Annotated in this window: 12 protein-coding genes; 8 read left to right on the top strand and 4 right to left on the bottom strand. The window is 65.3% G+C overall.

All coding sequences use genetic code 11. The features are described 5' to 3' along the window. Positions 1–219: 219 nt before the first annotated feature. The 3 genes from dsbG to dsbD are packed head-to-tail and all read right to left on the bottom strand — an operon-like array spanning position 220 to position 3531. The gene (gene dsbG / locus C4Q27_RS02680; protein ID WP_003254270.1) at positions 220–978 is read right to left on the bottom strand and encodes a thiol:disulfide interchange protein DsbG; all 759 of its coding nucleotides are present in this window, start codon (positions 976–978) and stop codon (positions 220–222) included. 1 nt (position 979) lies between these two features. Then, positions 980–1816, bottom strand: coding sequence for a TlpA disulfide reductase family protein (locus tag C4Q27_RS02675; protein ID WP_047604132.1), 837 nt, complete (start codon positions 1814–1816; stop codon positions 980–982). After that, on the bottom strand, positions 1816–3531 hold the full coding sequence (gene dsbD / locus C4Q27_RS02670; RefSeq protein WP_104886417.1) for a protein-disulfide reductase DsbD: 1716 nt from the start codon (positions 3529–3531) through the stop codon (positions 1816–1818). Before dsbD ends, C4Q27_RS02675 begins: the two co-directional genes overlap by 1 nt. An 841-nt stretch (positions 3532–4372) precedes the next feature. On the opposite strand from dsbD, the gene C4Q27_RS02655 reads away from it, so the two are divergent. The 8 genes from C4Q27_RS02655 to C4Q27_RS02615 all read left to right on the top strand — a co-directional run bounded on the left by C4Q27_RS02655 (position 4373) and on the right by C4Q27_RS02615 (position 14385). Further along, complete coding sequence (locus C4Q27_RS02655; protein WP_104886416.1) at positions 4373–7204, top strand: xanthine dehydrogenase family protein molybdopterin-binding subunit; 2832 nt, start codon at positions 4373–4375, stop codon at positions 7202–7204. Continuing rightward, a complete protein-coding gene (locus tag C4Q27_RS02650) occupies positions 7197–7733 on the top strand; it encodes a (2Fe-2S)-binding protein (RefSeq protein WP_003254265.1) in 537 nt (178 codons plus the stop codon). Before C4Q27_RS02655 ends, C4Q27_RS02650 begins: the two co-directional genes overlap by 8 nt. A gap of 2 nt (positions 7734–7735) precedes the next feature. Further along, the gene (locus C4Q27_RS02645; protein ID WP_020193764.1) at positions 7736–8947 is read left to right on the top strand and encodes a cytochrome c; all 1212 of its coding nucleotides are present in this window, start codon (positions 7736–7738) and stop codon (positions 8945–8947) included. A 3-nt stretch (positions 8948–8950) separates the two neighbouring features. Beyond that, positions 8951–9922, top strand: a complete 972-nt coding sequence (locus C4Q27_RS02640) for an XdhC family protein (protein ID WP_104886415.1) — start codon at positions 8951–8953, stop codon at positions 9920–9922. After that, on the top strand, positions 9919–10482 hold the full coding sequence (locus tag C4Q27_RS02635) for an NTP transferase domain-containing protein (protein ID WP_014590244.1): 564 nt from the start codon (positions 9919–9921) through the stop codon (positions 10480–10482). Before C4Q27_RS02640 ends, C4Q27_RS02635 begins: the two co-directional genes overlap by 4 nt. Before the next feature lie 180 nt (positions 10483–10662). Further along, on the top strand, positions 10663–11346 hold the full coding sequence (locus C4Q27_RS02630) for a response regulator transcription factor (RefSeq protein WP_004576176.1): 684 nt from the start codon (positions 10663–10665) through the stop codon (positions 11344–11346). Beyond that, entirely contained in the window at positions 11343–12665 is a 1323-nt protein-coding gene (locus C4Q27_RS02625; RefSeq protein ID WP_014590245.1) for an ATP-binding protein, read from the top strand. Before C4Q27_RS02630 ends, C4Q27_RS02625 begins: the two co-directional genes overlap by 4 nt. A 328-nt stretch (positions 12666–12993) precedes the next feature. Beyond that, positions 12994–14385, top strand: a complete 1392-nt coding sequence (locus C4Q27_RS02615; RefSeq protein ID WP_104886414.1) for an aspartate aminotransferase family protein — start codon at positions 12994–12996, stop codon at positions 14383–14385. Positions 14386–14426: 41 nt separating this feature from the next. Here C4Q27_RS02615 and C4Q27_RS02610 read toward each other — a convergent pair whose 3' ends face one another. Then, positions 14427–15395 (bottom strand): siderophore-interacting protein, encoded by a 969-nt coding sequence (locus tag C4Q27_RS02610; RefSeq protein WP_064491659.1) that lies wholly within the window; start codon positions 15393–15395, stop codon positions 14427–14429. Positions 15396–15627: the final 232 nt, after the last annotated feature.

Genomic DNA, 15627 nt, shown 5'->3' with positions numbered 1-15627 from the left:
TGAACGGCTGGTGGAAATTGGCCAGCAGGTCCGGCCCTTTCGCGGGTAAACCCGCTCCTACGCCCGACCGCGCAGGCCTTGCGATCACGTGCCTGGCGTACAATCCAGCCGTTAGCGCGAGCCCCGTAGGAGCGGGTTCACCCGCGAACACCGGCGTAGCCGGTGCCATGCCCCGCGTCACCTGCTTCGCGGAGCTCGATCTTTGCCCCACCACATGCACTAGCGCTTGCCCAGAATCTTCCCCAGCATCTCCGGCCGTGGTGCCCCTTGCTGGCTTTGCAGGTTGCCTTGCTCATCCTGATAGAAAATGGCTGGGGTCGCCTGCAACCCCATCTCTTCCATCAACGCCATGTTCGCCGCCAGTTTCTGTTGCACAGCCTCTGGCACCTGTTCCAGCGCCTTCAGGGTGCTGGCCTTGCCGGCCTTCTCATGCTGTTGCAGTGCCTTGGACGGGTCTTTCGCCGCCAGCAGTGCCGCTGACTTGCCCGGGCTGTCCTCGCGGATGATGCCGACCATGATATGGCGCAACTGCACCTTGCCCGACTCTACCCACGGCCGCGCCTGTTCCCAGAACATGTTGCAGTAGGGGCAGTTCGGGTCGCTGAACAGGTACACCTTGCGCGGCGCGTCGGCCTTGCCATCGGCGATCCACGCGGTCTTTTCCATTTTCGCCCAGATTTCCTTGCTCATCGGCGCGTATACCAGCTTTTGCAGCGGCTCGGCGCTCAGGTCCTTGCCCTGTTCGTCGAACAGGCTGCCGACCAGCACGTGCTTGCCGTCGGGGGTCAGGTACAGGGCCAGGGCGTTGTTCTGGTACTCGGCGGCATAACCGCGCAGGCCGTTGGGCGCATCGAAGCTGCCCTTGATCACGGCGCCTTTGGCTTGCAGCTGCTGAACCGCTTTGGGCAGTTCTTCGGCTTGCAGGGCAGGGGCGGCCAGCAGGGCCAGGGACAGGGGCAGCAGTGCAGTCAATCGCATGTCAGTTTCCTTGTGCGGCAGGGGCGGGCGCAATGGCCCGGTCGAAAGGTTCCAGGGCGTGGCGCAGGCTGGCCCGGGACAGTTCGCCCAGGTGGCTGCCGACCAGCCGCCCGTTGGCGTCGTAGAACAGGGTGGTGGGCAAGGCCATGGAGCCGACACGCTGGGCCAGCAGGCCGGTGCCGTCGAACAGCACGTGGGTCAGGCTCAGGCCGGTGGTGGCGAGGAAGGTGCTGACGTTTTCCGGGGTCTCGCCCTGGTTGACGAACAGGAAGGTCACGTGCGGGTAATCGCTTTGTGCCTGTTGCAGCACTGGCATCTCACGCCGACACGGCGGGCACCAGGTGGCCCAGATGTTGATGACCAGCGGCTTGCCGCGGTAGCTGTGCAATGCCACGGCCTGGCCGCCGGCGTTGCGCAGGCTCAGTTCGGGCAGTTCGGTGCCTTTGCTGTACAGGTGGCCGCCGAGGCTGGCCAGGCCCCAGAACAGTGCGCCGCTGAACAGCGCCCAGCCTAGCGGGCGGCGCAGGCCGGGGTGGCGCCAGCCCTGCCACAGGGCTCCGAGCACGATGCCCGCAAGGCCCGACCAGAACAGGAAGCCGCCGTCACGGATGTCGATGATTTGCAGCGGGTCGTCCCGGTACATCGGCCAGTAGGCCAGTACGAAGCCGGCGCGGGCACACAGCAGGCCGATCAGGAACAGGTTGAACAGCGCCGATTCCGGGCTCTCGCCGCCACGTCGGGCGACCCACCAGCCGACCACGCTGGCGATCACCAGGGCGGTGAGCATCAGCAGGTGGTTGAGGGCCATGGTCAGTGGCCCGAGTGTTACGGTCAGCATCAGCCTTGGCTCCTGGTCTGGACCCAGTGTTGCTGGAACGCTGCTGCGTCCACCTCACCGGTGATACGCCGCGCGCGGCGTTCTTCGCCATCCGGGCCGATCCAGATGATGCTGGGCGGGCCGGGTACCTGGTAGCGCTGCAGCAGGGCTTTGCTGGCCGGGCTGTCGGCGGTCACGTCCAGGCGCAGCAGGTGCACGCCGGCCAGGCCGGTCTGCACGTCGCTGCGGGCGAACACCTGTTTTTCCATGACTTTGCACGACACGCACCAGTCGGCATAGTAGTCGAGCATCACCCACTGGCCGCGGGCCTTGGCCGCGTCCAGCTCACGTTGCAGGTCCTCGGGGCGGCTGACGGTGACGAAGCTGTCCTCGGCATGCTGGCCAGCGGCCGCTGTGCTGCCACCCCCGGCGAACGGGCGTAGTGGCTGCCAGAGGTCGTCGCCGCCTGCTGCCGCACCGACCAGCAACAGGCCGCCCCACAGCGCGCCCAACAGCGGTACGGCGCGCAACGCCGGCAGCCGCTGCAGGGCTGGCCAGGCAGCCCAGGCCAAGGCGATCAGCCAGGCGCCGCTCAGTGCCAGCAGCAAGGTAGCAGGCAGTAGGCTGCGCACGGTGTACAGCGCCATGGCCAGGAACACGAAACCGAACACCCCCTTGACCCGGTTCATCCACGCACCCGGGCGCGGCAGATAACGGTTGCCCAGGGTTACCAGCAACAGCAGCGGCACGCCCATGCCCAGGCCGAGGCTGAACAGCACCAGCGCGCCTTGCAGCACGTCACCGCTCTGCGCGATGTACAGCAGCGCACCGGCCAACGGCGCAGTCATGCACGGGCCGAGCAACAGGCCGGACAACGCCCCGAGCAATGCCGCGCCATACAGGTTGCCGCCACGGGTACCTTGCCCGGCGCGGTCCAGGCGGTCGCGCAGGGCGGCAGGCAGTTGCAGTTCGAAGACGCCGAACATCGGCAGTGCCAGCAGCACGAACAGCCCTGCCAGGCTGCCCAGCAGCCAGGGTTGCTGCAGCCAGGCCTGCAGGCTGGCACCCAGCAGGGCAGCAACCACCCCGAGCCCGGCGTACACCAAGGCCATGCTCAGCACATAGACCCCGGCCAGCAGCCAGCCGCGCCGGGCACTTGCGCCATTGCCCAGCACCAGCCCGGCAAGGATCGGCAGCATCGGCAGCGAGCAGGGGGTGAAGGCCAGCAGCAGCCCAAGGCCGAAGAACGCCAGCAGGCTCCATGCCAGGTGGCCTTGCTGAAGGCCGCTGGCCAGGGCCTGGTCGCTGGCTTGCTCGGCGGCGGGCGTTACGCTGCCACCCAAGTCGATCGAGGTGGTTTGCGGCGGGTAGCATAGGCCGGCATCGGCACAGCCCTGCCAGCCCAGGCGCAACTGACCCTGGGCGTTGGCAGGCAATAGCAGTTCAAGCTGGTCGCGGTACACCGCGCTGTCGCCAAAGAACTCGTCGTGATGGTTGAGTGCCGGTGGCAGTTGCGGGTGTTGCTCGGTGGGCGGGCCATCGAACTTCAGGCGCTTCTGGTACAGGTAGTAGCCCGGCTTGATCTGGAAGTACAGGCGCATCTGGCCGTCGGCCTGGCGGTCGTGGGTGAGCACGAAGGCTTGGTCAACCGGCAGGAAGTCTGGTTTCACATCGAACGGGTTGGCTTGCAACGGGCCGGCCAGTAGGAGTGTGAGGAAGAGCAGGAGAACGCGCATGTCTTCGCCTTGGCAGATCTGGGAATGGGGCCATGCTGGCTGGGGTTGATTAAATGAAGGTTAACGCGGGTGTTGGGGTTGGGGGTGAGTCAGGAGTAGTAAGAGTTTGTTCTGGGTTTGCAGGGTCTTTGTTGTTGGATTTTCGAGGGGGCGGTGTTGGAATTTTGAGGGGACGGCGTTGGAATTTTGAGGTGTTTGCCGGGGGATTTTCAGCGCCTGCGAGATCGAGCGCCGCCCGCGCGGCGCTTCGCGGGTAAACCCGCTCCTACGTTTGTTTCGGGCCAGTCCCTCCTGCACCAGTCGCGCGCGACCGCCTTGTTTGTACGACGCGATATCGAGACATGCGCCAAGGCGGTCGCGCGCAAATCCCACAGGAATAATTGGCCCGAAACAAACGTAGGAGCGGGTTTACCCGCGAAGCGCCGCGCGGGCGGCGCTCGATCTCACAGGCGCTGAAAATCTCCCGGCGAACACCTACCAGGCGCTGAAAATCTCCCGGCGAACACCTACCAGGCGCTGAAAATCTCCCGGCAAACACCTACCAGCCGCTGAAAATCTCGCGGCGAACACCTACCAGGCGCTGAAACTCTCGCGGCGAACACCTACCAGGCGCTGAAAATCTCCCAGCGAACACCTACCAGCCGCTGAAAATCTCCCGCCAAACACCTACCCGCCAAAGCGCGAATTCCGCCCCTTGCCCTATACATACCGCGACACATTGTCGGCTTGACTTTGCCTATATCCACCCAATTGCTGTAAAGTTGACGCCAAGGTCAGCTTTTATCAAGCCAGGCCAAGAATCAAAAGAAAGGGCAGGCCCCAACTGCCCAGAGGATCAAGCATGTCCAACCGTGATATTTCCCGGCGCGCCTTCCTGCAAGGCGGCCTGGTCGCTGGTGTCGGCGTGACCATGGCGCCACTTGGCAGCCAGGCCTTCGCCGCGTTGATGGAGGAGCGCGTCACCACCTCGCCACAGAAGTGGATGAACCACGACGGCAAGGCGCGTTTCCGTAACGATGCCTTGTCCAAGGTCTGCGGCGACAAAGTATTCGCCCGCGACATCCGCGCCAAGGACATGCCCGGCTGGCCCGCGCAGCAAGGTCATGCGCTGCTGCTCAAGGCGACCAAGGTCGACCGGATTTATGCCGGCCATGACCTCAGCCTGCTCGGCAGCGACCTGCAGCCGGACCGCATCGTCACCGCCGCCGACCTCGAACAGGACGGCATTGCCTGGCCCGAGGCCCATTCGCCCGACCCGCTGCTGCCGCCCGGCAAGGTGCCGATGTTCATCGGCCACCCGGTGGCGATCCTGATCTGGCACGACTTCGAGCGCTTCCGCCAGGCCAAGCGCAAGCTGCAGTTCAATCAGCAGGCGATCCGCTACGGTGCCCAGGCGCCGCTGTACCAGCGCGACCCTTATGGCAGCTTCCGCTTCGTGCGGGTGGGTGGCGCCACGCCGTTCGACGACGATGAGTTCTCCAGCCTGAAGAACTCCATGCTGTTCCCCACCATTCTCAACCGCAAGCCGGTGTGGTCGAAGCAGCCCAACCAGCACGGCGACCTGACCGAGCAGGGGTTGTTCTACGCCAAGCGCATGGCCGAGCAGCTGGACAACCCGCCCGAGGACTGGCTGGTGTTCGACGAGCGCTACAAGACGCCATCCATCGAACCTGCCGCGCTGGAGCCGGACAACGGTAACGGCTGGTATGACCCGGCCACGGGCACGCTGCACTTCGTGGTCGCCACCCAGTGCCCGTTCGAAGTGGCGCAGGAATGCGTGCACATGATCAAGCCGTCGCGCTTTGCCCTGAACACGCTGAACATGCACCCGGGCTATACCGTGGGCTATGGCTCAAAAGACAACAACATCTTCGTCTTCTATGCCGCGGTGGCTGCGCTTTACGGCGCCGGCGTGCCGATCCGCCTGGCCAACGACCGCTACGAGCAGTTCCAGAGCGGCATCAAGCGCCATGCCTTCGATATCCGCTACCAGTTGGCGGTGGACAAGAAGGACAACAGCTTCAAGATCTTCCGCGCCGACATGAGCTGCGACGGCGGCGGGCGCATCAACTACAGCCCGTCGGTGGCCGCCGTGGGCGCCACTGCTGCCCAGTCGATCTACTACATGCCACAGAACGACCTGTCGGTGACCGCCTACTACTCCCGTGGCGTCGAGGCCGGTTCCATGCGCGGTTACGGCACCCTGCAGAGCATGGCGGCCACCGAGATGATGGTGGATGAGATCGCTGGCCGCCTGGGGGTCGATGCTATCGACCTACGCCGCGCCAACGCGCTGAAATCGGGCATGAAGAACACCCAGGGTGCGGTCCCGGCCGGCGCCCTGCGCCTTTACGAGATCCTCGACAAGGCCGCTGTGCACGAGTGGTGGCGCAACCGCGAGGCCCGCAAGCAACAGATGGACGCCAAGGACCCGGACCACTGGTACGGCGTCGGCTTCGCCATCTGCCAGAAGGACTTCGGCACAGGCTCCGAGGCGCCGATGGCCAGTGTCGAGTTCAGCGCCGATGGTCGCATCAGCCTGCGCCACATCGGCACCGAGCTGGGCACTGGCATGTCCACTTCCCAAGCACTGGTGGTCAGCGACTTCCTTGGCCGTTCGGCCGACGAGGTGAAGACCGCGGTCACCGAATGGCCGGAGCTGCAGCTGACCACCAGCGGCAACCCCTACCTGATCAGTCAGCCCGAACAGGACGCCGCGCTGCGCAACCCGCGCTGGGTCGGCAAGCTGGCGTCGCCGTCGTCGGCCACCAACTCGGCCTTCTACTTCAGCCATGCCACCCGCGAAGCGGCGCGTGTGCTGTTCAATCATGGGCTGTGGCCGGCGGCCATGGCGATCTGGAGCCAAGGCCCGCACGGCGGCCAGGCCAACCCGCTGGTGGTGCGCCGTGAAAATGCGGTGTGGGTCAACGGTGAGCTGACCGGCAACGGCCTGGCGCCGATTCCGTTTGCCCAGCTGGCGCAGAAGGCCCACGACATGGGGCTGGTTACTGGCGTGAGCGTGCACGGCTTCAACCGCTGGAGCTGGGCCGAGGCCGACTTTGTCATCGATGGCGTGCGCGAGCGCTTCCCGCTCGATGCCATGGCGGTGAAATACGGCGATGGTGCGGTGAATGCCAAGAAGGCGCAGATGGGCAGCCATGGCTATCACCTGCTCGACCGGCAGAATGCAGCCTACCCCGACACCCAGCTGAACAACGCCATGGTCACCTACTACAGCCCGGTGGCGACCATCGTCGAGGTCAAGGTCAACAAAGGCACCTTGGAGACGCAGGTGCTCAACCACCACAGTTGGGTCGAGTGTGGCCGGGTGCTGGTGCCGGAACTGGTCAAGGGCCAGCTCGAAGGCGGTATCGCCATGGGCATTGGCCATGCACTGACCGAAGAAATGCCGTTGTACGAGGGTGGGCCCGGGGAGGGCGACTGGAACTTCAACCGCTACCGCCTGCCGCATGCGCGCGATGTGGCGGTGTGGCAGCAGACCAGCGAAATCCTCCCGCCGCTGTCACCGACCGACCCCTCCAAGGGCATCGCCGAAGTGGTGATGATCCCGGTCGTCGGTGCCATCGGCAATGCCGTCGCGCATGCCATCGGCAAGCGCGTGCGCGATCTCCCCATCACCCCAGCCCGTATCAAGGAGGCCCTCAATGGCTAACCGTCCACTGCAACTGACGCTCAATGGTCAACCGGTCGGGCCGGTCGAGGTCCCCGCGGACCTGGCGATGATCGACTACCTGCACGAACACCAGAACCTCACCGGCTCGCGCCTGGGTTGCGGCCAGGGCATCTGCCACGCCTGCGTGGTGATCGTCGACAACCCCGACGGCACCAGCGAAGAAGTGCGCACCTGCATCACCGGTGCGCATTACTTCGAAGGCAAGAAGGTTCGCACCATCGAAGGCCATGCCAAGAAAGACGAGGCCGGCAACCTGACGCTCAACCCGATCCAGCAGAAGTTCGTCGACCTGTTCGCCTTCCAGTGCAGCTACTGCGCACCAGGCTTCGTCAATGCCGCTACCGTGCTGGTGGAAACGGCCCAGCGCCAGCCGTTGAAGAAGAGCGAAGTGGAGGACCGCATCGAGGCCAGCCTCGGTCACCACATCTGCCGCTGCACAGGCTATGTGCGTTACTACGATGCCACCCGCAAGGTGCTCAACGATCTCGGCCTGGTCAAGGAGGGTTGAACATGGGCTTCGTACGTAGCGCCTCGGCGTTGGCCCTCGGGCTGGCTGTCAGTTCGTTTGCCTTGGCGGCCGACGATGCGCAGGTCAAGCGCGGTGAATACCTGGCCCGCGCGGCCGACTGCATGGCCTGCCACACCGCCGAAGGCGGCGCGCCGTATGCGGGCGGCCTGCCGATCCATTCGCCGTTCGGCACCATTTATGGCAGCAATATCACCCCGGACAAACAGTATGGCATCGGCAACTACAGCGCCGACGAGTTCTTCGCCGCAGTCACCGAGGGCAAGCGCAAGGATGGCGCCAACCTTTATCCTGCGATGCCTTACACCTCGTACCACCTGATCAAGCGTGAAGATTCGGACGCGATCCTCGCCTACCTGATGACCATACCGCCGATCAACCGCCCGGCACCGCAGACCGCGCTGCGCTTCCCGTTCAATGTGCGCATGGGGCTCAGCGGCTGGAACATGCTGTATGGCAAGAGCGTGCAACTGCAGCCGACCGAGGGTAAAAGCCCGGCCTGGCAGCGCGGCCAGTACATGGTAGAGGTCATGGGCCATTGTGGCGAATGCCATACCCCGCGCAATGCAATCGGTGCGCTGCAGCAGGACCAACGCCTGAGCGGCGGCCTGCTGGGTGGCTACCTGGCGCCAAGCCTGCTGGCCCAGGACCTGGCCGAGCGCGGCTGGACCCAGCCGGACCTGACCACCTTCCTCAAGCACGGCATCAGCGCCCAGGGCAGCATGTTCAACGAGATGTTCCCGGTGGTGCACCACAGCACCCAGCACCTGGAAGATGCAGACCTTGCGGCCATGGCCACCTACCTGCTGGGCGACCAGCCGCCGCCGGCCAAGGCTATCGAGTCCGTTGCCCTGGAGCAGATGAGCGACAGTGCCAAGCGGGGCCACCAGCAGTACCTGAACGTCTGCGCCGGCTGCCATGGGGTCGACGGCGAGGGCAAGCCGCACATCGCCGTAGCCATGCGCGGCAACACCGTGCTGCGCCAGGCCGACTCGCGCAATCTGGTCAAGGTGGTCCTCGAAGGCATCCGTGAACAGCAGTTCACCGGCTTCGAGCGCATGCAGCCGATGCCGGGCTTTGCCGACAAGCTTGATGACCAACAGGTGATAGATATGGTCAACTACCTGCGCCAGGCCTGGGGTGGATTGCCCGGCGACCTGAACCTACAGCAGCTCGCCGAGCTGAAGGCGGAGTAAAGCGTGCAGCATCTCGATCTACAGGTGATCCGTCAGGCTTTGCAGTGGTCCTGCGACGGCCAGCGGGTATGGTTGTGCACGGTGCTCGCCACCTACGGCTCGGCGCCGCGTGCGCCGGGTTCGCTGCTGGCGGTGAACGCCAGCGGCCAGTGGCTGGGCTCGCTGTCCGGTGGCTGTGTCGAAGACGACTTTCTCGAACGCGTGGCCCTGGGGGAATTCCCGGAGCCGGTTGCCATCGTGCGTTATGGCGACGGCAGCGACCCGCGTTCGCGCGTTCGCCTGCCGTGTGGCGGTGTGCTTGAAGTACTGGTGGAGAACCTGCCGGTTGAATGCGAGGTGCAGGCGCATCTGCGTGAGCTGGAACGTGCGCTGCAGGGCCAGCGCCGGATACTGCGTGAGGTGAGCCTGCCTACGGGTACCCGCCAGCTGTTCGATGACCATAGTCAGGGGCCACGGGTGGAACGGGAAAATGCCCGGGTGCGGTTGCGTGTCAGCGCCGCCCAGCGGCTGCTGCTGGCCGGTTATTCCAGCGTGGCGCATTTTTGCGTCGAATTCGGCAGGGGCATGGGTTTTGAGGTCATCCTTTGCGAGCCGCGTGATGAAGTACTCGACGGCGTAGTGCTGAATGGCATTGAGGTGCGCCGCGAGCTACCGTCGGAATTCATCGCCAATGGCGGTTGCCATGCCGACACGGCAGTGGTGGCATTGACCCATGATCCAAAAATCGATGACCTGGCCATGCTTGAAGCCGTGCGGACCGAAGCGTTCTACATCGGCGTGATGGGCTCCAAGGCCACCTCCGACAAGCGTCGCGAACGCTTGCAGCGAATTGGTGGCCTGGGTTGCGACGAGCTGGCGCGCATCCATGCGCCGATTGGCCTGAACCTGGGCAGCAAGACCCCGGCCGAGATCGCCCTGGCGGTACTGGCCGATATCCTTCGTGTGCGCAACGGCATCGAGCGGGCGGCGCTGTGAGCGTGGTTGCGCTGGTGCTGGCGGCGGGGCGCGGCACGCGTTTCGGCGCTGACAAGCGCCGGGCGACCCTGGCGGATGGCCGCAGTTTGCTGGCGCATAGCGCGGAGCGGGCACGGGCGGTGTTTGATGATGTGCGTGTGGTGTTGCGCGCGGGCGAGCAGGGCGGGGATTTCGGTTTGCCTGGCGGTTACCGAGTGATCGTCAGCCCGGATGCGGCAGCGGGCATGGGGCACAGCCTGGCGGCCGGGGTCGGGTCGTTGGGCGACAGCCAGGCACAGGCGGTGGCGATCTTGTTGGGTGATATGCCGTGGATCGAGTTGGCTACCTTGCGCCGCTTGGCCGAGGCTTCCAGCGCTTCGAACATTGTGTTGCCACGCCATGCCGGGCAGCAGGGCCACCCGGTGATTTTTGGGCGCGATTTCTGGCCGGCGCTGGGGCTATTGGCCGGCGATGAAGGGGCGCGGGCGGTGGTGCAGGCGCAGCGGGATTGTTGTGTTGTGGTTGAGGTGGAGGATGCTGGGGTGTTGCTGGATGTGGATACCCCGCAGGGGTTGATGTAGGGCCAAGGTGTTCGCCATAGCGTCCGCGGCGCCTGTGGCAGGTGTTCGCAGATGTCACGACGAACAACCCGGCCCCTCACCACACCCAAGCCGAACCCCCCACCCCCCACAAAAGGTCCATAATCCCCCCTTAATCCGCCCAAGGTGCAATAACAGCCACACCACTCCGGGAGCCCCACCATGCACGTTCTGCTCTGCGAGGACGACGACCTGATCGCCGCCGGCATCTGCGCCGGCCTCACCGCCCAGGGCCTGACTGTGGACCGGGTGGGTAACGCCGCTGCTGCGCGGGCGATGCTGCAGGCCGCGCAGTTTGACGTGATGATTCTCGACCTCGGCCTGCCCGACGAAGACGGCCTCAAGCTGCTGCGCCGCCTGCGCGAAAAAGGCGAGACCCTGCCGGTACTGGTGCTCACCGCCCGCGATGCCGTCACCGATCGTGTCGATGGCCTGCAGGCCGGTGCCGACGATTACCTGCTCAAGCCCTTCGATCTGCGCGAGCTGGCCGCACGCCTGCATACCTTGCTGCGGCGGGTGGCCGGGCGGGCGGTGAACGTGATCGAGCACGGCCCGCTGCGCTATGACCCGAGTAGCTGCGAGGCGACCTTGGCCGGCCAGCATGTCGACCTGTCCCGCCGTGAGCAGGCCCTGCTCCAGGCGCTGCTGCAGAACCCCGGGCGCGTGCTGTCCAGCGAGCAACTGAAAGACTGCGTGTATGGTTTCAGCGACGAAGTCGAGAGCAACGCCCTGAACGTGCACATCCACCACCTGCGGCGCAAGCTGGGTAACGGCATTGTCGAGACCGTGCGTGGCCTGGGCTACCGGCTGGGCCCGGCGCAGGCACCGCAAGAGGCCGCATCATGAGCCTGCGGGTGCGCCTGAGCCTGATCCTCGGCAGTGCCTTCGTGATCATCTGGGCGCTGGCCGCGGCGTGGATGCTGCGTGACCTGCGCCAGCAGATGATGTTTTCCCTCGACCAGCGGCTGGTGGCGTCGGCGCGTATGGTCGCCGGGCTGATCGACCAACTGCCGCAGCCGCTGACCGCCAAGGGCGGGGAGGCGCATTTTTCCGCCGACCAGTTCAGCGTACCGGATGGCATGGCCTGCCAGGTCAGCTCGCTGCGTGGCGAGATCCTCGCCAGCAACCACAAGCACGATGGCGCCATGGACGACGAGCGCAGCGGGTTTCGTGACCAGACCATCGACGATGCGCTTTGGCGCACCTTTACCTACAACCACGGCGATGTGCGCATCACCACGGCCGACCGGCACATGGAGCGCGAGGCGCTGAACCAGTCGATTCTGCTGGCGGCATCGGCGCCGGTACTGATGGCCCTGCTCGGCAGCCTGGGGCTGTTGTGGATCGGCCTTGGCAAGGGCCTGGAGCCGCTCAACCGCATGCGTGATGCGTTGCGCCGCAGGCGTGCGGACAGTGTCGAGCCGCTGCAGGTGGCGGGCATGCCCAGCGAGTTGCAGCCGTTGCTGGAGACCCAGAACCAGCTGTTCCTGCGCATTGCCCAGACCCTCGAGCGTGAGCGGCGCCTGACCGACGATGCCGCGCATGAACTGCGCAGCCCGCTGACCGCGATCAAGACCCACCTGCAGGTGGCGCGCATGACCGACGGTGCAGTGCGCGAGCAGGCGCTGGAGCATGCCGAGCAGGGCACCGACCGCATGCACCGCACGCTTGAGCAGTTGCTGATGCTGGCGCGGGTGGAAGGCAGCCTGTCGTTCGAGGATGGCGTGCAGTGCAGCGCCGAGCAGGTGGCCCGTCAGGCGGTGCAGGATGCCGGCGGCGGCGACAACCGGCGTATCGTGTTGCGTTTGCCAGAGGAGGCGACGCAAATCTACCTGGGGATGCCGGCACCGTTGGCGGTGGCAGCGCTGCGCAACCTGCTGGACAACGCCTTGCGTCATGGCGGCGATGAAGCCGTGGAGTTGGAGGTGCAGATGGCGGACGGCCAGGTGGGCTTCATGGTGCGTGACCATGGGCCAGGCATTGCTGAAGCGGACCTGGAGCACCTGACCGAGCGCTTCTGGCGCAATGGGCAGAGTGGTGGTTGCGGTTTGGGGCTGGCGATTGTGCAGGCGATCGTGCAGCGGTGTGCCGGTAGCCTGCGCTTTGACAGCCGTAGTGACGGCTTGCGGGTCTTGTTGCAGGTACCGGCGCGTCCTGGGCATTGATGTTTATCGCCTGTGCTGGCCTCTTCGCGGGTGAACCCGCTCCTACGGGCGGTGCGGCTGTGGGGGTGGGTTTGCCTGTGCTGGCCTCTTCGCGGGTGAACCCGCTCCTACGGGCGGTGCGGTCTGTGGGGGCGGGTTTGCCTGTGCTGGCCTCTTCGCGGGTGAACCCGCTCCTACGCGGGCGGTGTGGTTGTTGTAGGAGCGGGTTTACCCGCGAAAGGGCCGGCACAGACAAAGATAAAATCGCGTAACAACCGCTAAATCCTCCCCCCACTCAAGCGTTTCCAAAGCGATAACCGCCCATCCGCTTGCTCGCGAGGATTTACCCATGTCCACCGCTTCCAGCCTTGCCCGGGTTGTACCGGCCAGCGTGCCGCAACCCTTGTACGAATTCACCGATTCGCCTTTGCTGCAACGCCAGCAACAGCAGGAATCCAACGCCCGCAGCTACCCGCGGCGCATCCCGCTGGCGCTCAGGCGTGCCCGTGGCATCCACGTCGAAGACGTCGAAGGCCGCCAGTTCATCGACTGCCTGGCCGGTGCCGGCACCCTGGCCCTGGGCCACAACCACCCGGTGGTGGTCGAGGCGATCCAGCGGGTGCTGGCTGACGAGTTGCCGCTGCACACCTTGGACCTGACCACCCCGGTCAAGGACCGCTTCGTCCAGGACCTGTTCGGCATCCTGCCCGAGGCGCTGCGCCGCGAGGCCAAGGTGCAGTTCTGTGGCCCGACCGGCACTGATGCAGTCGAGGCTGCGCTCAAGCTGGTGCGCACCGCCACCGGCCGCAGCACCGTGCTGGCCTTCCAGGGCGCCTACCATGGCATGAGCCAAGGCGCGCTGAGCCTGATGGGCAGCCATGGGCCGAAACAGCCACTGGGGGCCTTGCTCGGCAACGGCGTGCAGTTCATGCCTTACCCGTACGACTACCGCTGCCCGTTCGGCTTGGGCGGCGAAGCCGGGGTGAAGGCCAACCTGCATTACCTGGAAAACCTGCTGCTCGACCCGGAAAGCGGCGTGCCACTGCCGGCGGCGGTGATCCTTGAGGTGGTGCAGGGCGAGGGTGGTGTGATCCCGGCCGATATCGAATGGCTCAGGGGTGTGCGCCGTATCACCGAGCAGGCCGGTGTGGCGCTGATCCTCGACGAGATCCAGAGCGGCTTTGCCCGCACCGGGCGCATGTTCGCCTTCGAACATGCCGGCATCGTCCCGGACGTGGTCACGCTGTCCAAGGCCATTGGCGGCAGCCTGCCGTTGGCGGTGGTGGTGTACCGCGACTGGCTGGATACCTGGAAGCCGGGCGCACATGCTGGCACTTTCCGTGGCAACCAGATGGCCATGGCCGCGGGTTCGGCGGTGATCAATTACTTGGTCGAGCATCGCCTGGCCGACCATGCCGAGGCTATGGGGCTGCGCTTGCGCAAGCACCTGCTGCAGTTGCAGCAGGACTATCCGCAGTTGGGTGACATTCGCGGGCGTGGGCTGATGCTCGGAGTGGAACTGGTCGACCCACAAGGCCAGCCTGATGCGCTGGGCCACCCGCCGGCTAACCGCGACCTGGCGCCTAAGGTGCAGCGCGAGTGCCTCAAGCGCGGCCTGATCCTGGAGTTGGGTGGGCGACATGGGGCGGTGGTGCGTTTCCTGCCCCCGTTGATTATCAGTGGCGAGCAGATCGACGAGGTGGCGCAGCGGTTTGCCGAGGCGTTGATCGCGGCAGTCTGAACCATTGCCGGGGGCGCAAAGCGCCCCCAGGCTAACTCAAGTCAATCAAAGGTCCGCCCGGCCCGCCAATAACCCATCAGGGTCAGGCACTCTCGTTGCAGCCCGCGCTCCTTGATCAGATACCGGCGAATATCCATTACCGTCGCCGATTCCCCCGCGACCCAGGCATGGAACGCACTGCTGGAGCTACTGGCCTGTTCCCACAAGATCCGTGTGTCGATGTCCACTTCTTCCAGCTTCGCCCGTGGTGCGGCAGGCTCCTGTGGCAGGCTGGCCAGTTCGCGCACGGCATGCTGCATGGCCTGGCCATGCGCGCAGCCCAGCAGCTCGCGCGGCAGCCAATGCAGTTCGGTGGCATCGCCATGGCGCAGATCCAGGCAATCAGCTTCCAACGGCACCTCGATGAACGCCTGCACCGCAAGCTCGGGCTGGGTCTCTGCCAGTTGCTCAAGGATGCCGGCAATCGCCGGAAGTGCCGTTTCGTCACCCACCAGCAGTACGTTGCGCACCCCCTGGGGTGGCTTCCATTCATAACCGCCGGGGTCACCGGCATAGGCCAGGTTGGGCGCGACCATCTGCAGGCGGTCACCCACCTGGGCATGGCTGGCCCAAGCCGAAGCAGGGCCGTTGACGCCATGCAGCACGAAATCTACATCGACTTCCAGTGCTTCCCGACGCAGCGCGCGGATGGTGTAGGTACGCATGGGTGGGCGCTGTGCTGGCGGCAAGGCGCTGTGCGCAGTTTTCCAGTGGGCATCGGCGGGAAGTACAGGCAGCGAACCATCTGGGGCGGGAAAGAACAGCTTGACCCGTTGGTCGGGGGCCAGGGTGGCCATCTGGGCCACATCCGGGCCGGTGAACACCAGGCGTGCAAGTGATGGGGAAAGGGTGATGCGTTGCTTGAGCTGTAGGTCGAACAGGCGGTAGGCGCTGGCAGCCGGGCTGTGGCTGCCGACCAGGCGGCGCAGGCCTTGCTGGAGTGCCTGGGTGATGCGGGCGGGGCTGGACATGCGAAGGTCCTCTTGCAGGGCGGCTTTCTCGGTAAACGAGCCGCCGCGACGGCAAATTAACGCCTCGCTGTTGGCTTGTCAGCCACGCCCGAGATTGACCCAGAAATTCACCGACAACGATGAGTGAGATAAATCGAATGGCTGGCCGTGGAATGTGGTGTGTCTGCAACTGCCGTCAGGGGCGCGGTGGCATTAATTTTTTTCAGGTTGTATCCGTTTCGTAGGGATAGCC

The organism is Pseudomonas sp. SWI36 (genome assembly GCF_002948105.1).
GTDB classification, from domain to species: Bacteria; Pseudomonadota; Gammaproteobacteria; order Pseudomonadales; family Pseudomonadaceae; genus Aquipseudomonas; species Aquipseudomonas alloputida.
The sequence above is the reverse complement of the archived record's forward strand: the minus strand, read 5'-3'. Positions and strand labels throughout refer to the sequence as shown.